The sequence below is a fragment of the Xanthomonas sacchari genome, from assembly GCF_040529065.1.
GTDB classification, from domain to species: domain Bacteria; phylum Pseudomonadota; class Gammaproteobacteria; order Xanthomonadales; family Xanthomonadaceae; genus Xanthomonas_A; species Xanthomonas_A sacchari.
In genome coordinates this window covers 1,880,164-1,898,143 of sequence record NZ_CP132343.1, presented here as the reverse complement: position 1 = coordinate 1,898,143, position 17,980 = coordinate 1,880,164, and the positions used below count along the sequence as shown (strand labels likewise).

The window sequence follows — 17,980 nt, the reverse complement described above, 5'->3', positions numbered from 1 at the left end:
CGACGCCGGCACCGCCTACGTAGCTGCACAGCGAGCACTCAGCAATTCCAGCGCGCGAGTGTAGAACTCGCAGCGATGCGCTTCGGCATGGAATCCATGCCCCCCGCCGGGGCGTACATCCTCCCCACCGGCACACAGCCCCCCAGCGTCGCCTCAATGCGGATTAGTTGTGCATGGACAACGCAGATCGGCATTTGAACCTCTCAACCCAATACATTTCATATGAAACTATTGAAATCTTAAAGATCTTGTCTTGCTACAGGCGCGGTGCTAGGTTCTGCTCGTCGCCGCATGACGACATCTAGAAAAGGAGCTTTGTGATGAAAATCCAAGATGGCAAGCTTGAGAAACAAGATTCTCTATCCAATCCTTTTGCTATCCAGCTCGACGAGCCCATGCAAACTATCGCGGCGCCTGGCGTCTGCGAGATGAAGCCTTATCTTGGCGAGGATTCTCGCGGGTACTCCACGCAACCGGGTGGTTGAAACGACGGCAATTCCATCAAGATATCGCGATAAAGAACGCCGCCATCAGGCGGCGTTCTTCTGTTCGAAAGCGCGATAACCACACGACGCCGATCGCAGGCAGCCGAGTCGCCATGATCAAAGCCAACGTCGCTTTTTCCGACCTCGAACATTCCCCGGTGTGGCAGGACAATATCCTGTGCCTCGGGAACAGCCAGATCGCGCCCTACCGCCACCCTGCGCTGGAAACCGTCGTGGTTCGCACGCAGGGACAGTGGTTCGCGGCGGTACGCGAGCGCTGCACCGATGTCGAATGGAAAAAAGACGATGCGGGCGTGCTGGTCGATGCCGATCAATTCAACCGGCTATACAAAGAGGCTCTGCTATGGCCGCTTGATTATCTCATGATCGAAGTGGCCCAGGCCGGATCCCGACTGAAATTGCGCGCAGGCCTTCTCGCATCGGTGCCGGTCTATTGCCGGGTCACCGATGACGCAGTAGAACTCTCCTACGATCTGGCCGACTTTTTTTCCCGACCCACCACCATCGACCTGGAGATGGCCAGTCGGCGTCTCGCACTTAACGCGGACTACTCCGCCAGACAGTTGTGTTCGGGTGTCGTAATGCTGACAGAACGCGCCACGCTTTACGCCGAGCCGGGCAAGACACGTTACGTCTATCCTTCGCCTGCTGAAATCGGATCGCCTTCCGAAGAAGCACTGATCGACTACGGCGTAGAGCGATTCGAGCAGCTGTTGCATCGTGCCATTTCGATTCGACCGACTTCGCGGGGGGTGGCCACGGAATTGAGTGGGGGCATGGATTCGGCGACCGTTGCATGCGCTCTGACGCGATCGCATGAAAACATCCTGAGCTTTGGAATCTTGCTCGACGAGGCAGACAGTCAAAACCAGGCACAACGCCGCCGCATGCTTGTTGAAAAGCTCGGCCTTCGCGACACGAGCGTCCCCATCGTTTCATTTCCACCAACGCTCGATCTGCAACCGAGTGCGGCTCGACCGGACTATCCCCTTGTCGAGTTCTATCTCGAAGCATTTGAACATTTGTGGGACTGCGCTCAAGCACAGGAAAGCGAATGGCTTTTCACCGGTATTGGCGGAGACCAGCTGTTCCCAATGTACCGGAACGAGGAACATCCCACCGCAGGCCCCGGCAGCGGGGTGGCTGCAGAAGCCAAGCGCCGCGCGAACCTGTTGTTGACGCCCCGAGCGCTCACTGCATCGCGTTCAATCAGTGGATTTGATGCCCCCACCGGTCTGTTGTCTGCATCCGTATTGGCGTCGAACGCGTGCCAGGCTCCCCATCTGCTTCGGCGAGGCCTCTGGCCGGTCAATCCCTTAAGCGATCCACATCTGGTGGCTTTCTGTCGGGGCCTCCCCCTCGAGTGCCGTAAAGATCGAGAAACGATGTGGCGCTATTTACGGGCCAACGTAGACGACATATTTCCGCGGAATTATTGCAAGGAAACATTCGCGCATGTTCTCCCCGAGTTGATCGCACGTCACGCCAAGACGATCGCCATGCAGCTGCGCGAATGCGCCCTCGCCGACTTGGGCCTGGTCGACCGAGACGCCGCATTGCAATTGCTGGACGAGTTGGTGGCGACGCGCGCGCGTCCGCTGACGGCACCGTTGATCTCGTTCCTTTGGCTGGAGCGCTTCGTTCGGCAGTTTGCCTGACAGTCGCATTCAACAGGTCTCGAAGCCGCCGTCCCGGCAGACCCGGAAGTGGCTGCACGACGGTGTCGAAGTGGTGGTCGGCACTTGATGCAGCGCCAGTTTTCACCTCGCAGATAACCCCGCGGTACACGCTGAGCAGGGGCAGACTCAGCCTCGCGCCATCCACGACGATGACGGCGACAAGACCTCCAAGCGCCCCTTGCTCACACTGAGCGAGGGAATTCACCCCGCATCAGTGCGATCCGAAAGCACCGGACCGCACTGATGCCGCACAGCTGCGGCGCATGGAACCTCGGCGCGCCTGATCAGGCGCCGGCCACTTACTGCTTCGCTGCCGCCGGCGCCGCCTGCGCACCGCCCAGCGACCTGCTCAGGAACGCCAGCAGCCGGGTGTAGAACTCGCGACGATGCGCTTCGGTGTAGAAGCCATGGCCCTCGGTCGGGACGTACAGCGTCTCCACCGGCACGCCCGCCTTCTTCAGGGCGGCTTCCATCTTCTTGGAGTGCTGGATGGGCGCGCGCTCGTCCTCGCCGCCAGCGGCCAGGAACACGGGTACCTTGATCTTGTCGGCCAGATTGACCGGCGACACCGCAGCCAGTTCGCTGGTCGACCCCAGCCACTCGCGCAGATAGGTCTGACCCCCATCGCGTTGCTGGACATCGCCTCTTGCGTACATCATCGGCAGGTCGTAGACACCGACATAGCCTGCAGCGCAGCGATACAGCGTCGGCTCCTTGGCCACACCCATCAACGACGCATAGGCGCCATAGCTGGCACCGTACATGCAGATGCGCTGCGGGTCGGCGATGCCTTGATCGATCGCCCAGCGCGTGGCGTCGGTGAGATCGTCCTGCATCTTGCCGCCCCACTGGCCGGCGCCCGCCAACTGGAACGCACGCCCGTAGTTGCTGGAGCCGCGATAATTGACCTGCAGCACCGCGTAACCGGCGCTGGCCAGGATCTGCGCATCCTCATCGAACATACCGTTGTCGAAGACCAAGACCGGGCCGCCATGCGGCATCACCACCATCGGCACCTTGCCGGACTTGGCCGCCGCCGGCAGCGTCACGAACCCATGCAGCGGCAGGCCATCTCGCGCCTGCAACGCAATCGGCCGCACCTCCGCCAGCTTCGGCACCTGCAGTGCGGCACGGCGCGCGAACACGAAGTCGGCCTTCTTGGCGACGGTATCGAACAAATAGAACTCGCCCGGATTGCGACCGGACTGCACGTTGACCAGGTTGAGCCGGCCGTCGCGAGTGCTGGAAGTGACGTAGACCGCCTGTCCCGGAAAGGCTGCTTCGAGCGAACGCTGGGTCTTGGCTTCGGGAGAATTCGCATCGAAGAACACGCTGCGTGGCGTGTCGCCAAGTACCTCGATCCCGACGGGGACGCGGGTGCCATGGCGATACATGATCTGGTGGGGATCGGCCAGCAAATCGCGCGCGACTACCTTGCGCTCGCCGCTGTCGGTATTCCACGACTCGATGACGTCACTTCCCTTCGCCTGCTGTACCTGCAGGTACGCGACATGCCCGTCTTCGGAGAAACCGATTGGCGTTTCCACATGATGACTGACGTTTTCGTCATTGATCAGCTTCCAGTCGCTGCCCTGCGCATCCCGATAGAACAACTTCGCGGCATTGTCGGCATCCGCGCCCAAGGCGAAGCGCACCTTGCCTTGCTCATCGCTGTAGAAATGGGCACCTCGCACCTTGGGCGAACCGGTCAACAAACGCCGGCGGCCGCTGTAGACGTCCATCACTTCGGTGCGGCTGTAAGGGTCCTGACTGGTACTGAACGGCTCCGCCTGGATGATGTAGTTGCGATCGTCGCCGGGTAGCGGCCCCACCCAGTGGGCGATGACCTTCTCCACCTTCTTGGTCTGGATCAGCGTGCCCGGCCCGTTACCGGTTACGCGCTGGCCCACCAACAGTTCCGCCGCGCCGCCGTCGGCGTTGATCGCGAACAGTTCTCCGGTCCCCCACGGCTGATCCCGCTGCCCGATCTTCTGGACCATGTTGAACAGCACGCGTGTGTCGTTGACCCACACGAAATCGAAGACGTGCGTGTTCTTCTCCATCGAGAAGCTGCCGACGATCTTATTGTCGGAGCGGCGCATGATCGCCAGCGCGGTCCGATCCTCCAGCGGCACTGTCGCCGCGTAATACTCGCCGGTGGGCGACAGCTTCAGTGTCTCGACCTGCTCCTTGACCAGATAAGGCGCCAGATCCACCTGCGCCCATGCATTCCCCGCTCCCAGCAGACACAACAACGCGACTGCGCGCAGTCCCCTCTTCATTCCCTGTTCCCCTGTTCCTGTTGGCGTGACGTTCGCGTGAAGTCTAATCCAGACGCTTGTCGATGGCGTACCGGAAGGTGGCGTGGCCCCGGGCGACCTACCTCCTCGGCGCGCCTGTCGACCCGCGCACCATCAAGCTGAAATCCAGCGTCTGCTGCAGCGGCACGTCCCCCCGCTCGATGATGGCGAGCAGCAGGTTGACCGCGCGCACGCCGATCTCGCGCATGGGCTGCCTGATCGTCGTCAACGGGGGAGTGAGGTAACTGGACGACGCCAAGTCGTCGAAGCCGACGATGGACAGGTCGTCCGGCACGCGGATGCCCAGGTCCCGGCAGGCCGCCAGGGCCCCCAGCGCCATCTGGTCGCTGAAGCAGAAGATCGCGGTCGGCGCAGGCGTACGGCCCAGCAGCGCCAGCGCCGCCGCATGGCCGGATTCGACGGAGAAATCGCCCGGCACGACGGTCAGGCTGCGCAGGCGGCGGTGCGCCTTGGCGCAGGCCCGGACCCCTTCCAGTCGCTGCTGATGCAGGGGATTGTCGGGCGGGCCGCCGACCACGGCGATCCGCGCGTGCCCCAGCCCATACAGGTGGTCCATCACGGCGCGCGCGGCGGCCGCGTTGTCGATGTGCACGCTGGGAATGCCCAGCGCCGGGTCGAACTCGCAGCCGTTGACCACCGGCGCAGCGGCGCCCTGCTGCTTGACGATGGCACGCGCCGTCGGCGGCAGGCGGTGGCCGAGCACGATCAGGCCGTCGGCCTCGTTGCGCCGGAGCATCTGCGCGTAGCGCTCCTCGCGGTCGGGCTGGTGCTGGGTATCGCCCAGCAGCACGGCGTAGCCGACCGCCTGCGCGGCGTCCTCCGCGCCCTGCAGGATCTGCGCAAAGAAAGGATTGGCGATGTCCGGGACGGTGACCAGGAGCTTGCCGCTGCGCTGGGTCTTGAGCGTCCTGGCCACCGTGTTGGGCACATAGCCCAGCGCGGCGGCGGCCTGCTCGATGCGCGCGCGCGTGGCGGGCAGGACCTTTTCCGGCCGGGACAGCGCCCGCGACACCGTGCCCGCAGTGACGCCGACGTGCTTTGCGATGTCGTAGATGGTTGTGGCCATGAATCTGAGCTCTTCTTCTTTCTGCTGTGCAGTGCACAACGGGTCTTGCGGGGGGCCCATGCTAGGATGATTCAATCGATTGCATGAGGGCGAATCACGTTGAAGACGCTCAAGGGTCCGGCGCTGTTCCTGGCACAGTTCATCGCCGACACACCTCCCTTCAATCGCTTGGACACGCTGGCCGAATGGGCCGCGGGCCTGGGCTATTCTGGCCTACAAGTCCCGACCAGCGCGCCCCACCTGTTCGATCTGGCCCAGGCCGCGCACAGCCAGGCGTATTGCGACGACCTGATCGGCATGCTGGCCGGGCACGGCCTGCAGATCACCGAGCTGTCCACCCACCTGCAGGGACAACTGGTCGCGGTGCACCCCGCCTACGACGGCCTGTTCGACGGATTCGCACCGCCGGACAAGCGCGGCAACCCCGCCGCCCGCCAGGCCTGGGCCGTGGAGCAGCTGCAGTTGGCCGCCAAGGTCAGCCAGCGCCTGGGGCTGACGGCGCATGCCACGTTTTCCGGCGCGCTGGCCTGGCCTTATTTCTATCCCTGGCCGCAACGCCCGCCCGGGCTGGTGGAAGAAGCCTTCGCCGAACTCGGCCGGCGCTGGCGCCCCATCCTGGATGCCTTCGACGCCTGCGGCGTGGACCTGTGCTTCGAGATCCACCCGGGCGAGGACCTGCACGACGGCGCCACCTTCGAGCGCTTCCTCGACGTGGTCGACCAGCACCCACGCGCCAAGATCCTGTACGACCCCAGCCACCTGCTGCTGCAGCAGATGGACTACCTGGGCTTCATCGATCGCTACCACGCGCGCATCGGCATCTTCCACGTCAAGGACGCGGAGTACCGGGCCAGTGCGCGCAGTGGCGTCTACGGCGGTTACCAGGACTGGATCGATCGTCCGGGGCGGTTCCGCTCGCTCGGCGATGGCCAGGTCGATTTCAAGGCGATCTTCTCGAAGTTCGCGCAGTACGATTTCCCGGGCTGGGCGGTGCTGGAGTGGGAGTGCTGCCTGAAGCATCCGGAAGACGGGGCGCGGGAGGGCGCCGCGTTCATTCGCGACCACATCATCCGCGTGACCGAACGCGCCTTCGACGACTTCGCCGGCAGCGGCGCCGACCGGGAATCGCTGCGCCGCATGTTGGGGACCTGAGCCATTGCCGCCCTGGGAGGGGACGCCATGACGCACACCATGTCGCGCTTGGGCGCGATGATGTTTCTGCAGTTCTTCATCTGGGGAGCCTGGTTCGTGACCCTGGGAACCTACCTGGTGCAGGGGCCGCTGCACGCCAGCGCAAGCCAAGTGGCGACGGCGTTCCTCAGCCAGTCCATCGGCGCCATCGTCGCGCCGTTCCTGGTCGGCCTGATCGCCGATCGCTACTTCGCGGCGCAGCGCATCCTGGGGGTGCTGCATCTCGCCGGTGCGGTGCTGATGTGGCTGGCATCCACGGCGACCGACTTCAGCGTGTTCTTCGCCTGCGTCATGGGCTACATGCTGCTGTTCATGCCGACGCTGGCACTGGCCAACAGCGTGGCGATGCGGCACATGCAGTCGCCTGAGAAGCAATTTCCGCCAGTACGGGTCGCCGGCAGCGTCGGCTGGATCGTGGCCGGCGTGCTGATCGGCTGGCTGGGCTGGGAGCAGGCGCATCGGCTCGAGCTGACCTTCCGGATGGCGGCGATGGCCTCGCTGGCCCTTGGCCTGTATGCCTTCACCCTGCCGCACACGCCGCCGCTGGCGCGACAGCGCGACGCCGGGCTGGGGCAGATCCTGGGGTTGGATTCGCTGCGGCTGCTCAAGTCGCGCTCCTATCTGGTGTTCTTCCTGGCCTCCATCGCCATCTGCATCCCGCTGGCGTTCTACTACAACTTCACCAACCCCTACCTCAACGATCTCGGCGTGCGCGGCGCGGCCGGCCTGCAGTCGCTGGGCCAGGTGTCCGAAGTGCTGCTGATGCTGGCCATGCCGTTCCTGTTCGTGCGGCTGGGGGTCAAGACGATGCTGGCGGTGGGCATGGCGGCGTGGGTGGTGCGCTATGCGATGTTCGCCTTCGGCGATGCGGGCGGCGGCTTCTCGCTGCTGGTGATCGGCATCGTGCTGCACGGCATCTGCTACGACTTCTTCTTCGTCACCGGCCAGATCTACACCGATGCGCATGCCGGCCCCGCTGCGCGCAGCAGCGCGCAGGGCTTCATCACCCTCGCCACGTACGGCGTGGGCATGCTGATCGGCACCTTCCTGTCCGGCGCCGTGGTGGAGCACTACACCACCGCGGCGGGCCCGGACTGGCGGCAGATCTGGCTGTTCCCGGCCGGCGTAGCGCTGGTGGTGCTGGTCGCCTTCCTGCTGCTGTTCCGCGACCGGCCCGCCGTCGCGGCTGCCCCTTCCGCGTCTTGAGGATCCCACCGATGCCCAAGCTTGGAATCGCCATCGTCGGCACCGGCATGATCGGCGCCGTGCACCGTCGCGCGGCACTGCTAGCCGGCGCCTCGGTCCGCGGCGTCGCCGCCTCGTCCCCGCAGCGCGCACGCGAGGTGGTGCAATCGTGGGATGTCCCGCATGCCTATCGCGATATCGAGGAGGTGGTCGCCGATCCGCAGGTGCAGGTCGTGCACGTCTGCACACCCAACCATCTGCATCGCGCCATGGCGCAGGCGGCGCTGGACGCCGGCAAGCACGTGATCTGCGAGAAGCCGCTGGCCACGACGCTGGAGGATGCGCGGGCGCTGGCGGCCTTGGCCCGCGCGACCGGGCTGGTCGCCACGGTGCCCTTCGTCTACCGCTACCACCCGGTGGTCCGCGAGGCACGCGCCCGCATCGCCCAGGGCGAACTGGGGCCGCTGCGCCTGATCCACGGCAGCTACCTGCAGGACTGGCTGCTGGACCCGGCCAGCAACAACTGGCGCGTGGACCCGGCCCTGGGCGGCACGTCGCGCGTGTTCGCCGACATCGGCTCGCACTGGTGCGACCTGGTGGAATGGGTGAGCGGCGAGCGCTTCTCCGAGGTCAGTGCGGCATTCGCGACGGTGATCGCCGAGCGCGGCACCAACACCGGACAGAGCTTCACCACGCCGGCCGCGGGCGGCGCGATGCAGGCGGTCGCGAGCGAAGACGTGGCCATGGCGATGCTCAGAACCGGTGCGGGCACGCTGGCCTCGTTGACGGTCAGCCAGGTCTCGGCAGGGCGCCGCAATCGCCTCTGGTTCGAGATCGATGGCGCCAGCGCCAGCGTGGCGTTCGACCAGGAGGACGCAGAGCGTCTTTGGATCGGCCGGCCGGACCAGCGCGAGGAGATCTTCGTGCGCGGGCCGGGTGCCGGCAGTACCGAACAACGCCGGCTGGCGACGCTGCCGGCCGGGCACGCGCAGGGCTACGGCGATTGCTTCGAGGCGTTCGTCGCCGACACCTACCGCGCCATCGCAGGCGAGCGGCCGGACGGCCTGCCCACCTTCGAGGACGGGCTGCGCTCGGCGCTGATCGTCGATCGCGTCATCGCATCGGCCAGGACACGCGGCTGGACATCCATCGACTGACTCCCGGGAGGACTTCCTGATGAACACACCGACACGCAGAACCGCAACCCTCGCACTGCTGCTCCTCGTGGCCCTGCCCGCCTTCGCACACGACGTCGCCGGTCCGCAGGCCCCCATCGCGGTGCAGATGTACACGCTGCGCAACGCCGGCTCGCTCGACCAGCAGTTGAAGATCGTCCACGACGCGGGTGTGGGCGCGGTGGAAACGGTCGGCACGCAGAACGTGAGCGCGGTGGAACTCAAGCAATTGCTGGACAAGTATGCGATCAAGGCGATCTCCTCGCACGTCCAGCTGGCCGACCTGCGCAAGGACCTCGACGGGGCGGTGGCTTTCAACCGCTCGATCGGCAACACGACGCTGGTGGTGCCTTACCTGGACCAGAAGGAGCGCCCCACCGATGCCGCAGGCTGGACCGCACTGGGCAAGGAACTGGGCCAGCTCGCGAAACAGGTGCGCGCCAAGGGCATGCGCCTGGCCTATCACAACCACGATTTCGAGCTGGTCGACTTCAATGGCAAGACCGGCCTGGAACTGCTGTTCGCCGCGGCGGGCCCCGACCTCCAGAGCGAGCTGGACCTGGCCTGGGTCGCGCGTGCGGGCTACGACCCGGCGGCGATGCTGGGCAAGTTCAAGGGCCGCATGTTCGCGGTCCATGCCAAGGACAACGCACCTAAAGGCCAGGCCGCAGACGAAGGCGGCTTCGCCGCGGTCGGCAAGGGCGTCCTGAACTGGAGCGCGATCCTGCCTGCCGCGGCGGGGAGCGGCGTGCAGTGGTACATCATCGAGCACGACCAGCCACGCGACCCGGCCACCGTCATCAAGACCGGGGCCGAGTACCTGCGTGAACACCTGCCCGCCGCCAAGCCGCGTTAGTCAGCAGAGGAGTCCCGCTTGAACAGGATCCTGACGATGGCCGTGGTGCTGATGGGGACGACGCTGGCGAGCACGGCGTGGGCCAAGGGCGACCCGACGGCCGGCGCGCAGCTCTACGCGAACCACTGCACGGCCTGCCACGGTGCGAATCGCGGCGGCGTCCCGCCCACCTTCCCTGCGCTGACCGACGTGGGCAAGCGACTGCAGCCCGCGCAGATCAAGGAGAAGATCCGCAACGGCGGCGGATTGATGCCGCCGTTCTCGCAGCTGTCGCAGCAGGACGTGGACGACCTTGCCAGCTTCCTGGCGCAGTAGGCGACCCGTGCCGACTGGGCGCGGGCCCTACAGTTCGCGCACCCAGATATTGCGGTAGCTGACCTTGGAGTCGTGCTCCTGCAGCAGGATCGGTGCGCAGGCATGCGGCGCATACGACGGCGCGCCGATGTACTCGGTCTTGCCCGACAGCACGGTGTCGTTCTGCACCAGCACGCCGTTGTGCAGGACGGTGATGCGGGCGGGCGACGTGAGTCCGCCGCCCTGCGAGAAGCGCGGCGCCTTCCAGATGATGTCGTACGCCTGCCACTGGCCCGGCGCACGCGAGGCATTCACCAGCGGAATGGCCTGCTTGTAGATGGCACCGGCCTGGCCATTGGCATAGGTGGGGTTGTCGTAGCTGTCGAGCACCTGCAACTCATAGCGTTCCTGCAGGAAGATGCCGCTGTTCCCGCGCTGCTGGCCGTCGAATCCGCGCGTCGCGGTGGGCGTACGCCATTCCACGTGCAACTGGATGTCGCAGAAGCCTTGCTTGGTGCGGATGCCGTTGCTGCCCGGCACCACGGTCATTGCGCCGTCGGCGACGCTCCAGGGCACGCGTCCGCCCTGCTCCGACTCCCAGGCCGACAGATCCTTGCCATCGAACAGCACGATCGCGTCGGAGGGCGCGCGGCCCGCAGGCGTGGCCACCATCGCGGGCACGGGCTTCCACACTTCGGTCTTGGTCGGATCGCGCGCGGGGTCGGCGTCGGCCTGCGCGAACGCAGGCGCGGTGGCCAGCAGGCAGGCCGCCATCAGCAGGGATCTGGTCATCGTGTTTCCAGGCAAGGAGGGGATGGCGAAGCGTGGCGGTGCATCAACTGGTTGCCCAGGCAGGCGTGCCGGGGACATAGGTGATGTCCTCGTAGCGGCCCGGCACGGCAACGTAGCGCAGCACGTCGGTCGCACCGATCTCGGAAGTGAAGAAACCGAAGATGGTCAGCTGCTTGAGCATCGTGAAGGGATGCGGCATCGCGTCCGCCGCTTCGGCGGTACCGGTATCGGTCACGTCGACGGCGTGCGTCCTGGCTTCCGCATCCAGGGCGCGCAGCAACTCGGTGCGCGCCTGCGGCGTGAGCGAGACGAAGCGGCCGCCGGCACGTTTGTCGATCTCGGCCAGACCGGCGCGGAACGTCGCCTGCTGCCGGGCGGTGTAGCAGTCGGTGACGAATTTCGCCATGAACGCGCCCGCAGCGGCGTCCTTCGCCCCCGGCGTCTTGGTCCGCGGCAGGATGGTCTCGGCGATCTCGTCCAGGGTGCCGATATCCGCGGCGGTGAACAGCGCCTTCGCCCCCGCGGCCGGTGCCTGGCCATGGACGAGCGCGGGCAGGCCGACCATGGCCGCGCCCGTGGCGGCGAAGATCATCTTCAGCAGTTCGCGACGTTCCATCACAGGTTCCCCGCTTTCAATTCGCGCACCGCATGATCGGCGGCACGGGCGGTCAGCGCCATGTAGGTCAGCGAAGGGTTCACGCAGGCGCTGGAGGTCATGCAGGCGCCGTCGGTCACGTAGACGTTCGGCGCGTCCCACACCTGGTTGTACTGGTTCAGCACGGAGTTCTTGCGGTCCCGGCCCATGCGCGCGGTGCCCATCTCGTGGATGCCCTTGCCAGGCGCGTAGTCGGAATCGTGCATCTTCACGTCCTTGACGCCGGCCGCCTCCAGCATCTCGGCGGCGTCGGCAGCCATGTCCTTGCGCATGGCCTTTTCGTTCTCGCGCATGGCCACGTCCATCGCCAGCACCGGCAGCCCCCATTTGTCCTTGCGCTGCGGATCCAGGCGAATCGCGTTGTCGTGGTGGGGCAGCATTTCGCCGAAGCCGGTCATGCCGATGCGCCAGTCGCCCGGCAGGGTCAGCGCCTCCTTCAGGTCGGCGCCGATGTTCAGTTCGGCGATCTCGCGCGACCAGCCGGTGCGGCTGGCGCCACCCTGGTAGCCGAAGCCGCGCAGGTAGCCGCGCTTGTCCGCGGCGATGTTGCGGAACCGCGGAATGTAGAAGCCGCAGGGACGACGGCCGAAGTAGTACTTGTCCTCGTAGCCCTCGACCCGGCCGGAAGCACCGGCGCCGAAATGATGGTCCATCACGTTGTGCCCGAGCTCGCCGGACGACGACCCCAGTCCGCCGTCCCACACGTCGGTGGCCGAGTTCATCAGCAGCCAGGTCGAGTTGAACGAGGACGCGTTGAGGAAGACGACCTTGGCCGTGTACTGGTAGGTCTGTCCGCTCTCGGCGTCGATGATCTCCACGCCGCGCGCGCGCTTGCGGTCCTTGTCGTAGAGCACTTCCTTGACGATCGAGAACGGCCGCAGGGTCAGGTTGCCCGTCTTCATCGCCGCCGGCAGCGTGGCCGACTGGGTCGAGAAATAGGCGCCGAAGGGACAGCCCAGGATGCACTTGTTGCGGTACTGGCAGTTGACGCGGCCCTGCTCGACCTTGGGCTGGGTGATGTTGGCGGTGCGCGAGTGGATCAGGTGCCGGGTGCCGCCGAAGGCCTTCTGGATCCGCGCAGCGACGTCCTTCTCGACGATGTTCAGCGGGATCGGCGGCAGGAACTCGCCGTCCGGCAACACGTCCAGTCCCTCGCGCGTGCCGGCGATGCCGGCGAACTTCTCCACGTGGTCGTACCAGGGCGCGATGTCGGCGTAGCGGATCGGCCAATCGGTGGCGATGCCGTCCTTGAGGTTCGCCTCGAAATCCAGGTCCGACAGGCGATAGCTCTGCCGTCCCCACATCAGCGAGCGGCCGCCGACGTGGTAGCCGCGGAACCAGTCGAATCGCTTGATCTCGGTATAGGGCGATTCCTGTTCGTCGGCCCACATCCCCTGCAGGTTCTCGACCAGGCCGTAGTCGCGCATCAGCACCGGATGAGCGGCCTTCATCGCCTGGGTGGGTCGGTTGCGGTGCGGGAAGTCCCACGCCTCCTTCATCGCGTTGACGTAGTCCTTGACGTGCTCGATGTTGCGTCCGCGTTCCAGCATCAGGACCTTGAGTCCCTTCTCGGTCAGCTCCTTCGCCGCCCAACCGCCACTGATTCCCGAGCCAACGACGATGGCGTCGTAATGATTGTCTGCCATGGGTTCTACTTCACCTGGGTGGATAGCGTTTCAGACGTCGCAGAGGCGGATCGCCTCGCGCAGCGAGCCGACGGGATCCGGCGCCGTGGGAACGAATTCCTGGGCCAGATAACCATCGAAACCGGTGTCGCGGATCGCGCGACAGATGGCGGGATAGTGGAGCTCCTGAGCGTCCCCGATCTCGTGCCGGCCCGGAACGCCGGCGGTGTGGTAATGCTTGAAGCACGCGTGATGCTTGCCGATGGTGGCGATGATGTCGCCCTCCATGATCTGCATGTGGTAGATGTCGTACAGCAGGCCGAAATGGTCCGAGCCGATCCGCTGGCACAGCTCCATGCCCCAGGCCGAGTGATCGCACAGATAGTCGTGATGATCGACCTTGGAGTTCAGCAGCTCCATCACCAGCACGACATCGCGCTTCTCGGCATGGCCGAGAATGCGCTTGAGCCCGGCTTCGGCGTGGGCCATGCCTTCCTGCGGATCCATGCCATTCCGATTTCCGGAAAAACAGATGAGGTTGCGATAGCCGGCATCGGCCACCAGGTCGATGTGCCGCGTGTAGCGCGCGACCAACTCGTCGTGGAACTGGCTGCCGGCGAAGCCCTTGTCCAGGCCGAGTTCCGCGCCGTTGCACATCGCGCTGTGCACGCCATGCGCCTTCAGGGTGGGCCAATCCGCCGGCCCTACCAGATCGATGGCGGCAAACCCGAGGCCCTTCACCACCTGGCAAAGCTGGGCGACCGACAGCTGCGGAAACGTCCAGCGGGCGACGGACTGCTTCAGGTTGCCCTTGAGCGGCGTGTCGGCAGCGAGTGCCGGCAACACGCCCGCTGCCCCCAGGCCAAGGCTCCCGGCAACCGCCATGCGCAGCGCCTCGCGCCGCGTGAACCCCGAGGCCGGCGCCGGTCCGATCGAATGGATAGACATCCACCTTCCGGCCTCCCAACCGGTTCAAACGCTGACGAATCGCCGCGATTCAATCGATTGAACCATACGGGAGGAAATGCGTTTTTTGCAAGACGCGGTGCACGAAAACCCATGCTGCAGAGCACAACAACTGTCGCGTCGATCGCCGCGTGACGAAGATGGAGCCCGGCGTTGCACGAGGAGGTAGCCGAGCGGATATGCAGCGAAGAGCTGGCTGACACGCGCGTGACATCGTCACGTGGTGAAGCATGGTGACAGCCGGTGAAACCGCACTCCCATGGCGTTCGACTGCCTGCAAGGTGGCTGGGATGGCGGATTCGACCGACTGGGCGTCTCAGGCATCCCTACCACGCCGCCACGCGCATTCATTGAGCGCGGATCGTGGCGTAGCGGCAAGCGCCGCCAATGTGCTTTTCCGTAGGAGCGGCTTTAGCCGCAACAGACTTTCCCGGAAAGCCGTCGCGGCTGAAAGCCGCTCCTACGACGCCTGGTCCGTCCGGCCACGCCGGCCTGCACGAGCGACAGCATGCATTCGGCACGAGACACCGCGCCAAGGTGTTGCGCGAGGCGACGGCAAGCGAAGCCGCGCTCGGCGATCAATCCGGTTCAGCGAAGGCGAGAACAGCGGGACACTCGCCGCGTGCACGCACGCTTGGGCCCACCCCGATGCCCATCGCCCTTCGTTTACACCCTCTCCGCGAAGAACACAGGGCCCAGGCCGGCAGAAAGGAAACCATCTCGTGCAAAAAGAAAACCCCGGCAAGCACACTGGCTTGCCGGGGTTTGTCTGCATCGCAGAACCACCAGGAATCAGAACGGGATGTCGTCGTCCGCAAAGTCGTCCATCGGCGCGGACTGCTGCGGGGCCGGCTGCTGCCGGCGCGGGGCGTAATCCTGCCCGCCGCCACCGCCGCCACCGCCCATGCCGGAGCGTTCCTGGCGCGGCGGTGCCGAGCGCTGCGGACGGTCGCCGCCGCCCATGCCGCCACCACCGCCCTCGCCGCGGCCGCCGAGCATCTGCATCTCGTCGGCGACGATGTCGGTGGAGTACTTCTCCACGCCGTCCTGCCCGGTGTACTTGTCGTAGCGGATCGAGCCTTCGACATAGACCGAGCTGCCCTTGCGCAGGTACTCGCCGGCGATCTCACCGAGCTTTCCGAAAAACACCACGCGATGCCACTCGGTGCGTTCCTGCTGGTTGCCGTCGCGGTCCTTGCGCACGCTGGTGGTGGCCAGGCTGATCCGGGTGATGGCCATGCCGGCCTGGGTGTACTTGGTGTCGGGATCGTTGCCGAGGTTGCCGACGAGGATGACTTTGTTGATGCCGCGGGCCATGAGCTGCTTCCGTCTGGGGTCTCCGCGGGCCGGGGGCGCGCAGAGCGGTAAAGAAGATTTCGGGAAGCAATCCTAACATCGCCGGGCTGGGCCGGCCTGCGCCAGGCGCCCGCCGGTGCCCCGGAAAACGCCGCATCGGCCTGTCGGAATCCTGCCCGCGCGCGCCCTGCAGGGCGCTGCAAAGCCAGCTGGGGCAAGCCTTCGGGCCCCGGCGGCGGCCAACCGCGGGACGGATGTGGCCGCGCACCCTATACTTTGCGCACGTTTCCAGTCCTGTCCGCATGAGCATCGCCGAATCCCCCAGCTCCGCCCTGGGCCTGCCCCAGATCCAGATGCTCGCCGCGCCGGACATGGCCGAGGTGGACGCCCTGATCCGCCGCCGCCTGGCTTCGGACGTCGTGCTGATCAACCAGATCGCCGACCACATCGTCTCCGCCGGCGGCAAGCGCCTGCGGCCGATGCTGGTGGTGCTGGCCGGCCGCGCCTGCGGCGCCGGCGGGCCGATGCAGCACCAGTTGGCGGCGATCATCGAATTCATCCACACCTCGACCCTGCTGCACGACGACGTGGTCGACGAATCGGACCTGCGCCGCGGCCGCAGCACCGCCAACGCGCTGTGGGGCAATGCGCCCAGCGTGCTGGTCGGCGACTTCCTGTACTCGCGCAGCTTCCAGCTGATGGTGGAACTGGACAGCATGGCGGTGATGCGCCTGCTCGCCGACACCACCAACCGCATCGCCGAGGGCGAGGTGCTGCAACTGCTGCACGTGCACAACCCGGACACCGACGAAGCCGCCTACCTGCGCGTGATCGAGCGCAAGACCGCGGTGCTGTTCGCCGCCGGCACCCGGCTTGGCGCGCTGGCCTCCGGCGCCAGCGAGGACGTGCAGCAGCGGCTGTACGACTACGGCATGCAGTTGGGTTACGCGTTCCAGATCGCCGACGACGTGCTCGACTACACCGCCGACGCCGCCGACCTCGGCAAGAACCTGGGCGACGACCTGGCCGAGGGCAAGGCCACGCTGCCGCTGATCCACGCCATGGCGCATGCCGACGACGCCACCCGCGCGCGCCTGCGCCAGATCGTCGAACAGGGCGACGCCAGCGCGATGCCGGAGGTGCTGGCGGCGATCGAAGCCAGCGGCGGCATCGACTACAGCCGCCGCCGCGCGGCCGACTACGCCGCCGCCGCCGAGCGCACCCTGGACGGCCTGCCCGAGAACGAGGCCGTGGCCGCCCTGCGCGGGCTGGCGCGGTACGCGGTGTCGCGGAAGCATTGATCCGGCGCGCTTTGCGCGCCGGGGGGATTGGGGAGTCGGGATTCGGGATTCGTTGAAACAGGGATTGGGGAATCGGGAATCGGGATTCGTGAGCGACTTGGCTGACGCCTGACGCGTTACTGCCTCACCCCGCTGAGGTCAACGGCGCACACGCCTTAGGTCTGATTACGCAGCGGAATTGGCAAAGCGCGATGTACCGCTTTTGCCAATCCCCAATCCCGCCAAGCACGCAGCGCGAGGCACCTCCCGAATCCCGGAGGCACGCCCTACTCCCGCCCGAACCGCTCCTCGAAGAAGTCCTCGAGCATCCGGTAGGCGCGCTTGGCGGCGCGGGGGTTGTACTGGCAGCCCGGCGGGCTGTTGGCGTCAGCTTCGGCGAAGCAGTGCACGGCACCGCTGAAGTTGACGAACTGCCAGTCGGCGCCGGCGCGGTTCATCTCCTGCTCGAAGGCGACGATGTCGTCGCGGCTCACGCTCTTGTCGTCGGCGCCGTTGAGCACCAGCACCGGCGCCTTGGCGCTGCCCGCGGCCGCCGGGGCCGCGGTGGCCAGGCCGCCATGCAGGCTGACCACACCGGCCAGTGGCGCACCGGCACGGACCAGTTCCAGCACCGTGGTGCCACCGAAGCAGAAACCGACCGCGCCGATCTTGGCCGGGTCCAGCGGCGCCTTGCCGGCCTGCGCTTTCAGCGCCGCCACCGCCGCCAACGCGCGTGCGCGCAGCGTGGCCGGGTCCTTCTTCAGCGCACCGGCGAACTGCCCGGCCTCGGCATCGTTGGCCGGCCGCTTGCCCTTGCCGTAGACGTCGGCCACCAACACCACGTAGTCGTCGCCGGCCAGGCGCTTGGCCTTCTCCACCGCGGAATCGTTGACGCCGCGCCAGTTCGGCACCATCACCAGGCCCGGGCGCTTGTCGTGGTCGGCATCATCGTAGACCAGCACGCCGCTGAAACTGTCCTTGCCGACCTGCCATTCCACCGGCTTGGCCTGCATCGCGGCCCAGGCCGGCAGCGGCAGCGCCAAGGCCAGCCCGAGCAACCCGGTCCACCGCATCATCGAACATGTGCGCATCG

General features: G+C 66.2%; 16 protein-coding genes. 8 read left to right on the top strand and 8 right to left on the bottom strand.

Annotated features, from left to right (window positions below; all coding sequences use genetic code 11):
* Window positions 1–320: 320 nt before the first annotated feature.
* Window positions 321–485: a hypothetical protein gene (locus RAB71_RS08005; protein ID WP_153751906.1), complete on the top strand. Its 165-nt coding sequence runs from the start codon at window positions 321–323 to the stop codon at window positions 483–485.
* Window positions 486–598: 113 nt separating this feature from the next.
* The gene (locus RAB71_RS08000; protein ID WP_040901514.1) at window positions 599–2,164 is read left to right on the top strand and encodes an asparagine synthase-related protein; all 1,566 of its coding nucleotides are present in this window, start codon (window positions 599–601) and stop codon (window positions 2,162–2,164) included.
* A gap of 320 nt (window positions 2,165–2,484) precedes the next feature.
* Here the strand turns inward: RAB71_RS08000 and RAB71_RS07995 are convergent, their stop codons facing one another.
* Window positions 2,485–4,467, bottom strand: a complete 1,983-nt coding sequence (locus tag RAB71_RS07995; RefSeq protein ID WP_029561954.1) for a S9 family peptidase — start codon at window positions 4,465–4,467, stop codon at window positions 2,485–2,487.
* Between the two features lie 97 nt (window positions 4,468–4,564).
* Window positions 4,565–5,572, bottom strand: a complete 1,008-nt coding sequence (locus RAB71_RS07990) for a LacI family DNA-binding transcriptional regulator (protein ID WP_010341979.1) — start codon at window positions 5,570–5,572, stop codon at window positions 4,565–4,567.
* Between the two features lie 99 nt (window positions 5,573–5,671).
* Between RAB71_RS07990 and RAB71_RS07985 the strand changes: the two genes are divergently transcribed.
* From RAB71_RS07985 to RAB71_RS07965, 5 genes are read left to right on the top strand one after another with little or no spacing between them, the layout of a single operon-like run.
* Window positions 5,672–6,724 (top strand): sugar phosphate isomerase/epimerase, encoded by a 1,053-nt coding sequence (locus tag RAB71_RS07985; protein ID WP_010341980.1) that lies wholly within the window; start codon window positions 5,672–5,674, stop codon window positions 6,722–6,724.
* Window positions 6,725–6,751: 27 nt separating this feature from the next.
* Entirely contained in the window at window positions 6,752–7,969 is a 1,218-nt protein-coding gene (locus RAB71_RS07980; protein ID WP_010341981.1) for a nucleoside permease, read from the top strand.
* Between the two features lie 11 nt (window positions 7,970–7,980).
* The gene (locus RAB71_RS07975) at window positions 7,981–9,105 is read left to right on the top strand and encodes a Gfo/Idh/MocA family protein (RefSeq protein WP_010341982.1); all 1,125 of its coding nucleotides are present in this window, start codon (window positions 7,981–7,983) and stop codon (window positions 9,103–9,105) included.
* Window positions 9,106–9,124: 19 nt separating this feature from the next.
* Entirely contained in the window at window positions 9,125–9,979 is an 855-nt protein-coding gene (locus RAB71_RS07970) for a sugar phosphate isomerase/epimerase (protein ID WP_029561955.1), read from the top strand.
* A gap of 36 nt (window positions 9,980–10,015) precedes the next feature.
* Window positions 10,016–10,294: a cytochrome c gene (locus RAB71_RS07965; RefSeq protein WP_029561956.1), complete on the top strand. Its 279-nt coding sequence runs from the start codon at window positions 10,016–10,018 to the stop codon at window positions 10,292–10,294.
* A 27-nt stretch (window positions 10,295–10,321) separates the two neighbouring features.
* On the opposite strand, the gene RAB71_RS07960 is transcribed toward RAB71_RS07965, so the two are convergent.
* The 5 genes from RAB71_RS07960 to RAB71_RS07940 all read right to left on the bottom strand — a co-directional run bounded on the left by RAB71_RS07960 (window position 10,322) and on the right by RAB71_RS07940 (window position 15,628).
* Window positions 10,322–11,065 carry a DUF1080 domain-containing protein gene (locus RAB71_RS07960; protein WP_010341986.1) on the bottom strand — a complete coding sequence of 248 codons (744 nt, stop codon included), beginning with the start codon at window positions 11,063–11,065 and terminating at the stop codon, window positions 10,322–10,324.
* A gap of 43 nt (window positions 11,066–11,108) precedes the next feature.
* On the bottom strand, window positions 11,109–11,681 hold the full coding sequence (locus RAB71_RS07955) for a gluconate 2-dehydrogenase subunit 3 family protein (RefSeq protein ID WP_010341987.1): 573 nt from the start codon (window positions 11,679–11,681) through the stop codon (window positions 11,109–11,111).
* Window positions 11,681–13,366, bottom strand: coding sequence for a GMC oxidoreductase (locus RAB71_RS07950; RefSeq protein WP_010341988.1), 1,686 nt, complete (start codon window positions 13,364–13,366; stop codon window positions 11,681–11,683). Before RAB71_RS07950 ends, RAB71_RS07955 begins: the two co-directional genes overlap by 1 nt.
* A gap of 30 nt (window positions 13,367–13,396) precedes the next feature.
* Window positions 13,397–14,293: a hydroxypyruvate isomerase family protein gene (locus RAB71_RS07945; RefSeq protein ID WP_029561957.1), complete on the bottom strand. Its 897-nt coding sequence runs from the start codon at window positions 14,291–14,293 to the stop codon at window positions 13,397–13,399.
* 810 nt (window positions 14,294–15,103) lie between these two features.
* On the bottom strand, window positions 15,104–15,628 hold the full coding sequence (locus tag RAB71_RS07940; RefSeq protein ID WP_010341990.1) for a single-stranded DNA-binding protein: 525 nt from the start codon (window positions 15,626–15,628) through the stop codon (window positions 15,104–15,106).
* A gap of 281 nt (window positions 15,629–15,909) precedes the next feature.
* Here RAB71_RS07940 and RAB71_RS07935 point away from each other — a divergent pair, with 281 nt between their 5' ends.
* Complete coding sequence (locus RAB71_RS07935) at window positions 15,910–16,908, top strand: polyprenyl synthetase family protein (protein ID WP_041500070.1); 999 nt, start codon at window positions 15,910–15,912, stop codon at window positions 16,906–16,908.
* Between the two features lie 266 nt (window positions 16,909–17,174).
* Here RAB71_RS07935 and RAB71_RS07930 read toward each other — a convergent pair whose 3' ends face one another.
* Entirely contained in the window at window positions 17,175–17,978 is an 804-nt protein-coding gene (locus tag RAB71_RS07930) for a dienelactone hydrolase family protein (protein ID WP_029561959.1), read from the bottom strand.
* Between the last annotated feature and the right edge of the window lie 2 nt (window positions 17,979–17,980).

What these genes read in the sequence shown, in the direction of transcription:
- RAB71_RS08005 (WP_153751906.1), top strand. Translation starts at nt 321, where the DNA reads ATGAAAATCCAAGATGGCAAGCTTGAGAAACAAGATTCTCTATCCAAT.
- RAB71_RS08000 (WP_040901514.1), top strand. Translation starts at nt 599, where the DNA reads ATGATCAAAGCCAACGTCGCTTTTTCCGACCTCGAACATTCCCCGGTG.
- RAB71_RS07995 (WP_029561954.1), bottom strand. Translation starts at nt 4,467, where the DNA reads ATGAAGAGGGGACTGCGCGCAGTCGCGTTGTTGTGTCTGCTGGGAGCG.
- RAB71_RS07990 (WP_010341979.1), bottom strand. Translation starts at nt 5,572, where the DNA reads ATGGCCACAACCATCTACGACATCGCAAAGCACGTCGGCGTCACTGCG.
- RAB71_RS07980 (WP_010341981.1), top strand. Translation starts at nt 6,752, where the DNA reads ATGACGCACACCATGTCGCGCTTGGGCGCGATGATGTTTCTGCAGTTC.
- RAB71_RS07975 (WP_010341982.1), top strand. Translation starts at nt 7,981, where the DNA reads ATGCCCAAGCTTGGAATCGCCATCGTCGGCACCGGCATGATCGGCGCC.
- RAB71_RS07970 (WP_029561955.1), top strand. Translation starts at nt 9,125, where the DNA reads ATGAACACACCGACACGCAGAACCGCAACCCTCGCACTGCTGCTCCTC.
- RAB71_RS07965 (WP_029561956.1), top strand. Translation starts at nt 10,016, where the DNA reads ATGGCCGTGGTGCTGATGGGGACGACGCTGGCGAGCACGGCGTGGGCC.
- RAB71_RS07960 (WP_010341986.1), bottom strand. Translation starts at nt 11,065, where the DNA reads ATGACCAGATCCCTGCTGATGGCGGCCTGCCTGCTGGCCACCGCGCCT.
- RAB71_RS07955 (WP_010341987.1), bottom strand. Translation starts at nt 11,681, where the DNA reads ATGGAACGTCGCGAACTGCTGAAGATGATCTTCGCCGCCACGGGCGCG.
- RAB71_RS07950 (WP_010341988.1), bottom strand. Translation starts at nt 13,366, where the DNA reads ATGGCAGACAATCATTACGACGCCATCGTCGTTGGCTCGGGAATCAGT.
- RAB71_RS07945 (WP_029561957.1), bottom strand. Translation starts at nt 14,293, where the DNA reads ATGTCTATCCATTCGATCGGACCGGCGCCGGCCTCGGGGTTCACGCGG.
- RAB71_RS07940 (WP_010341990.1), bottom strand. Translation starts at nt 15,628, where the DNA reads ATGGCCCGCGGCATCAACAAAGTCATCCTCGTCGGCAACCTCGGCAAC.
- RAB71_RS07935 (WP_041500070.1), top strand. Translation starts at nt 15,910, where the DNA reads ATGAGCATCGCCGAATCCCCCAGCTCCGCCCTGGGCCTGCCCCAGATC.
- RAB71_RS07930 (WP_029561959.1), bottom strand. Translation starts at nt 17,978, where the DNA reads ATGCGCACATGTTCGATGATGCGGTGGACCGGGTTGCTCGGGCTGGCC.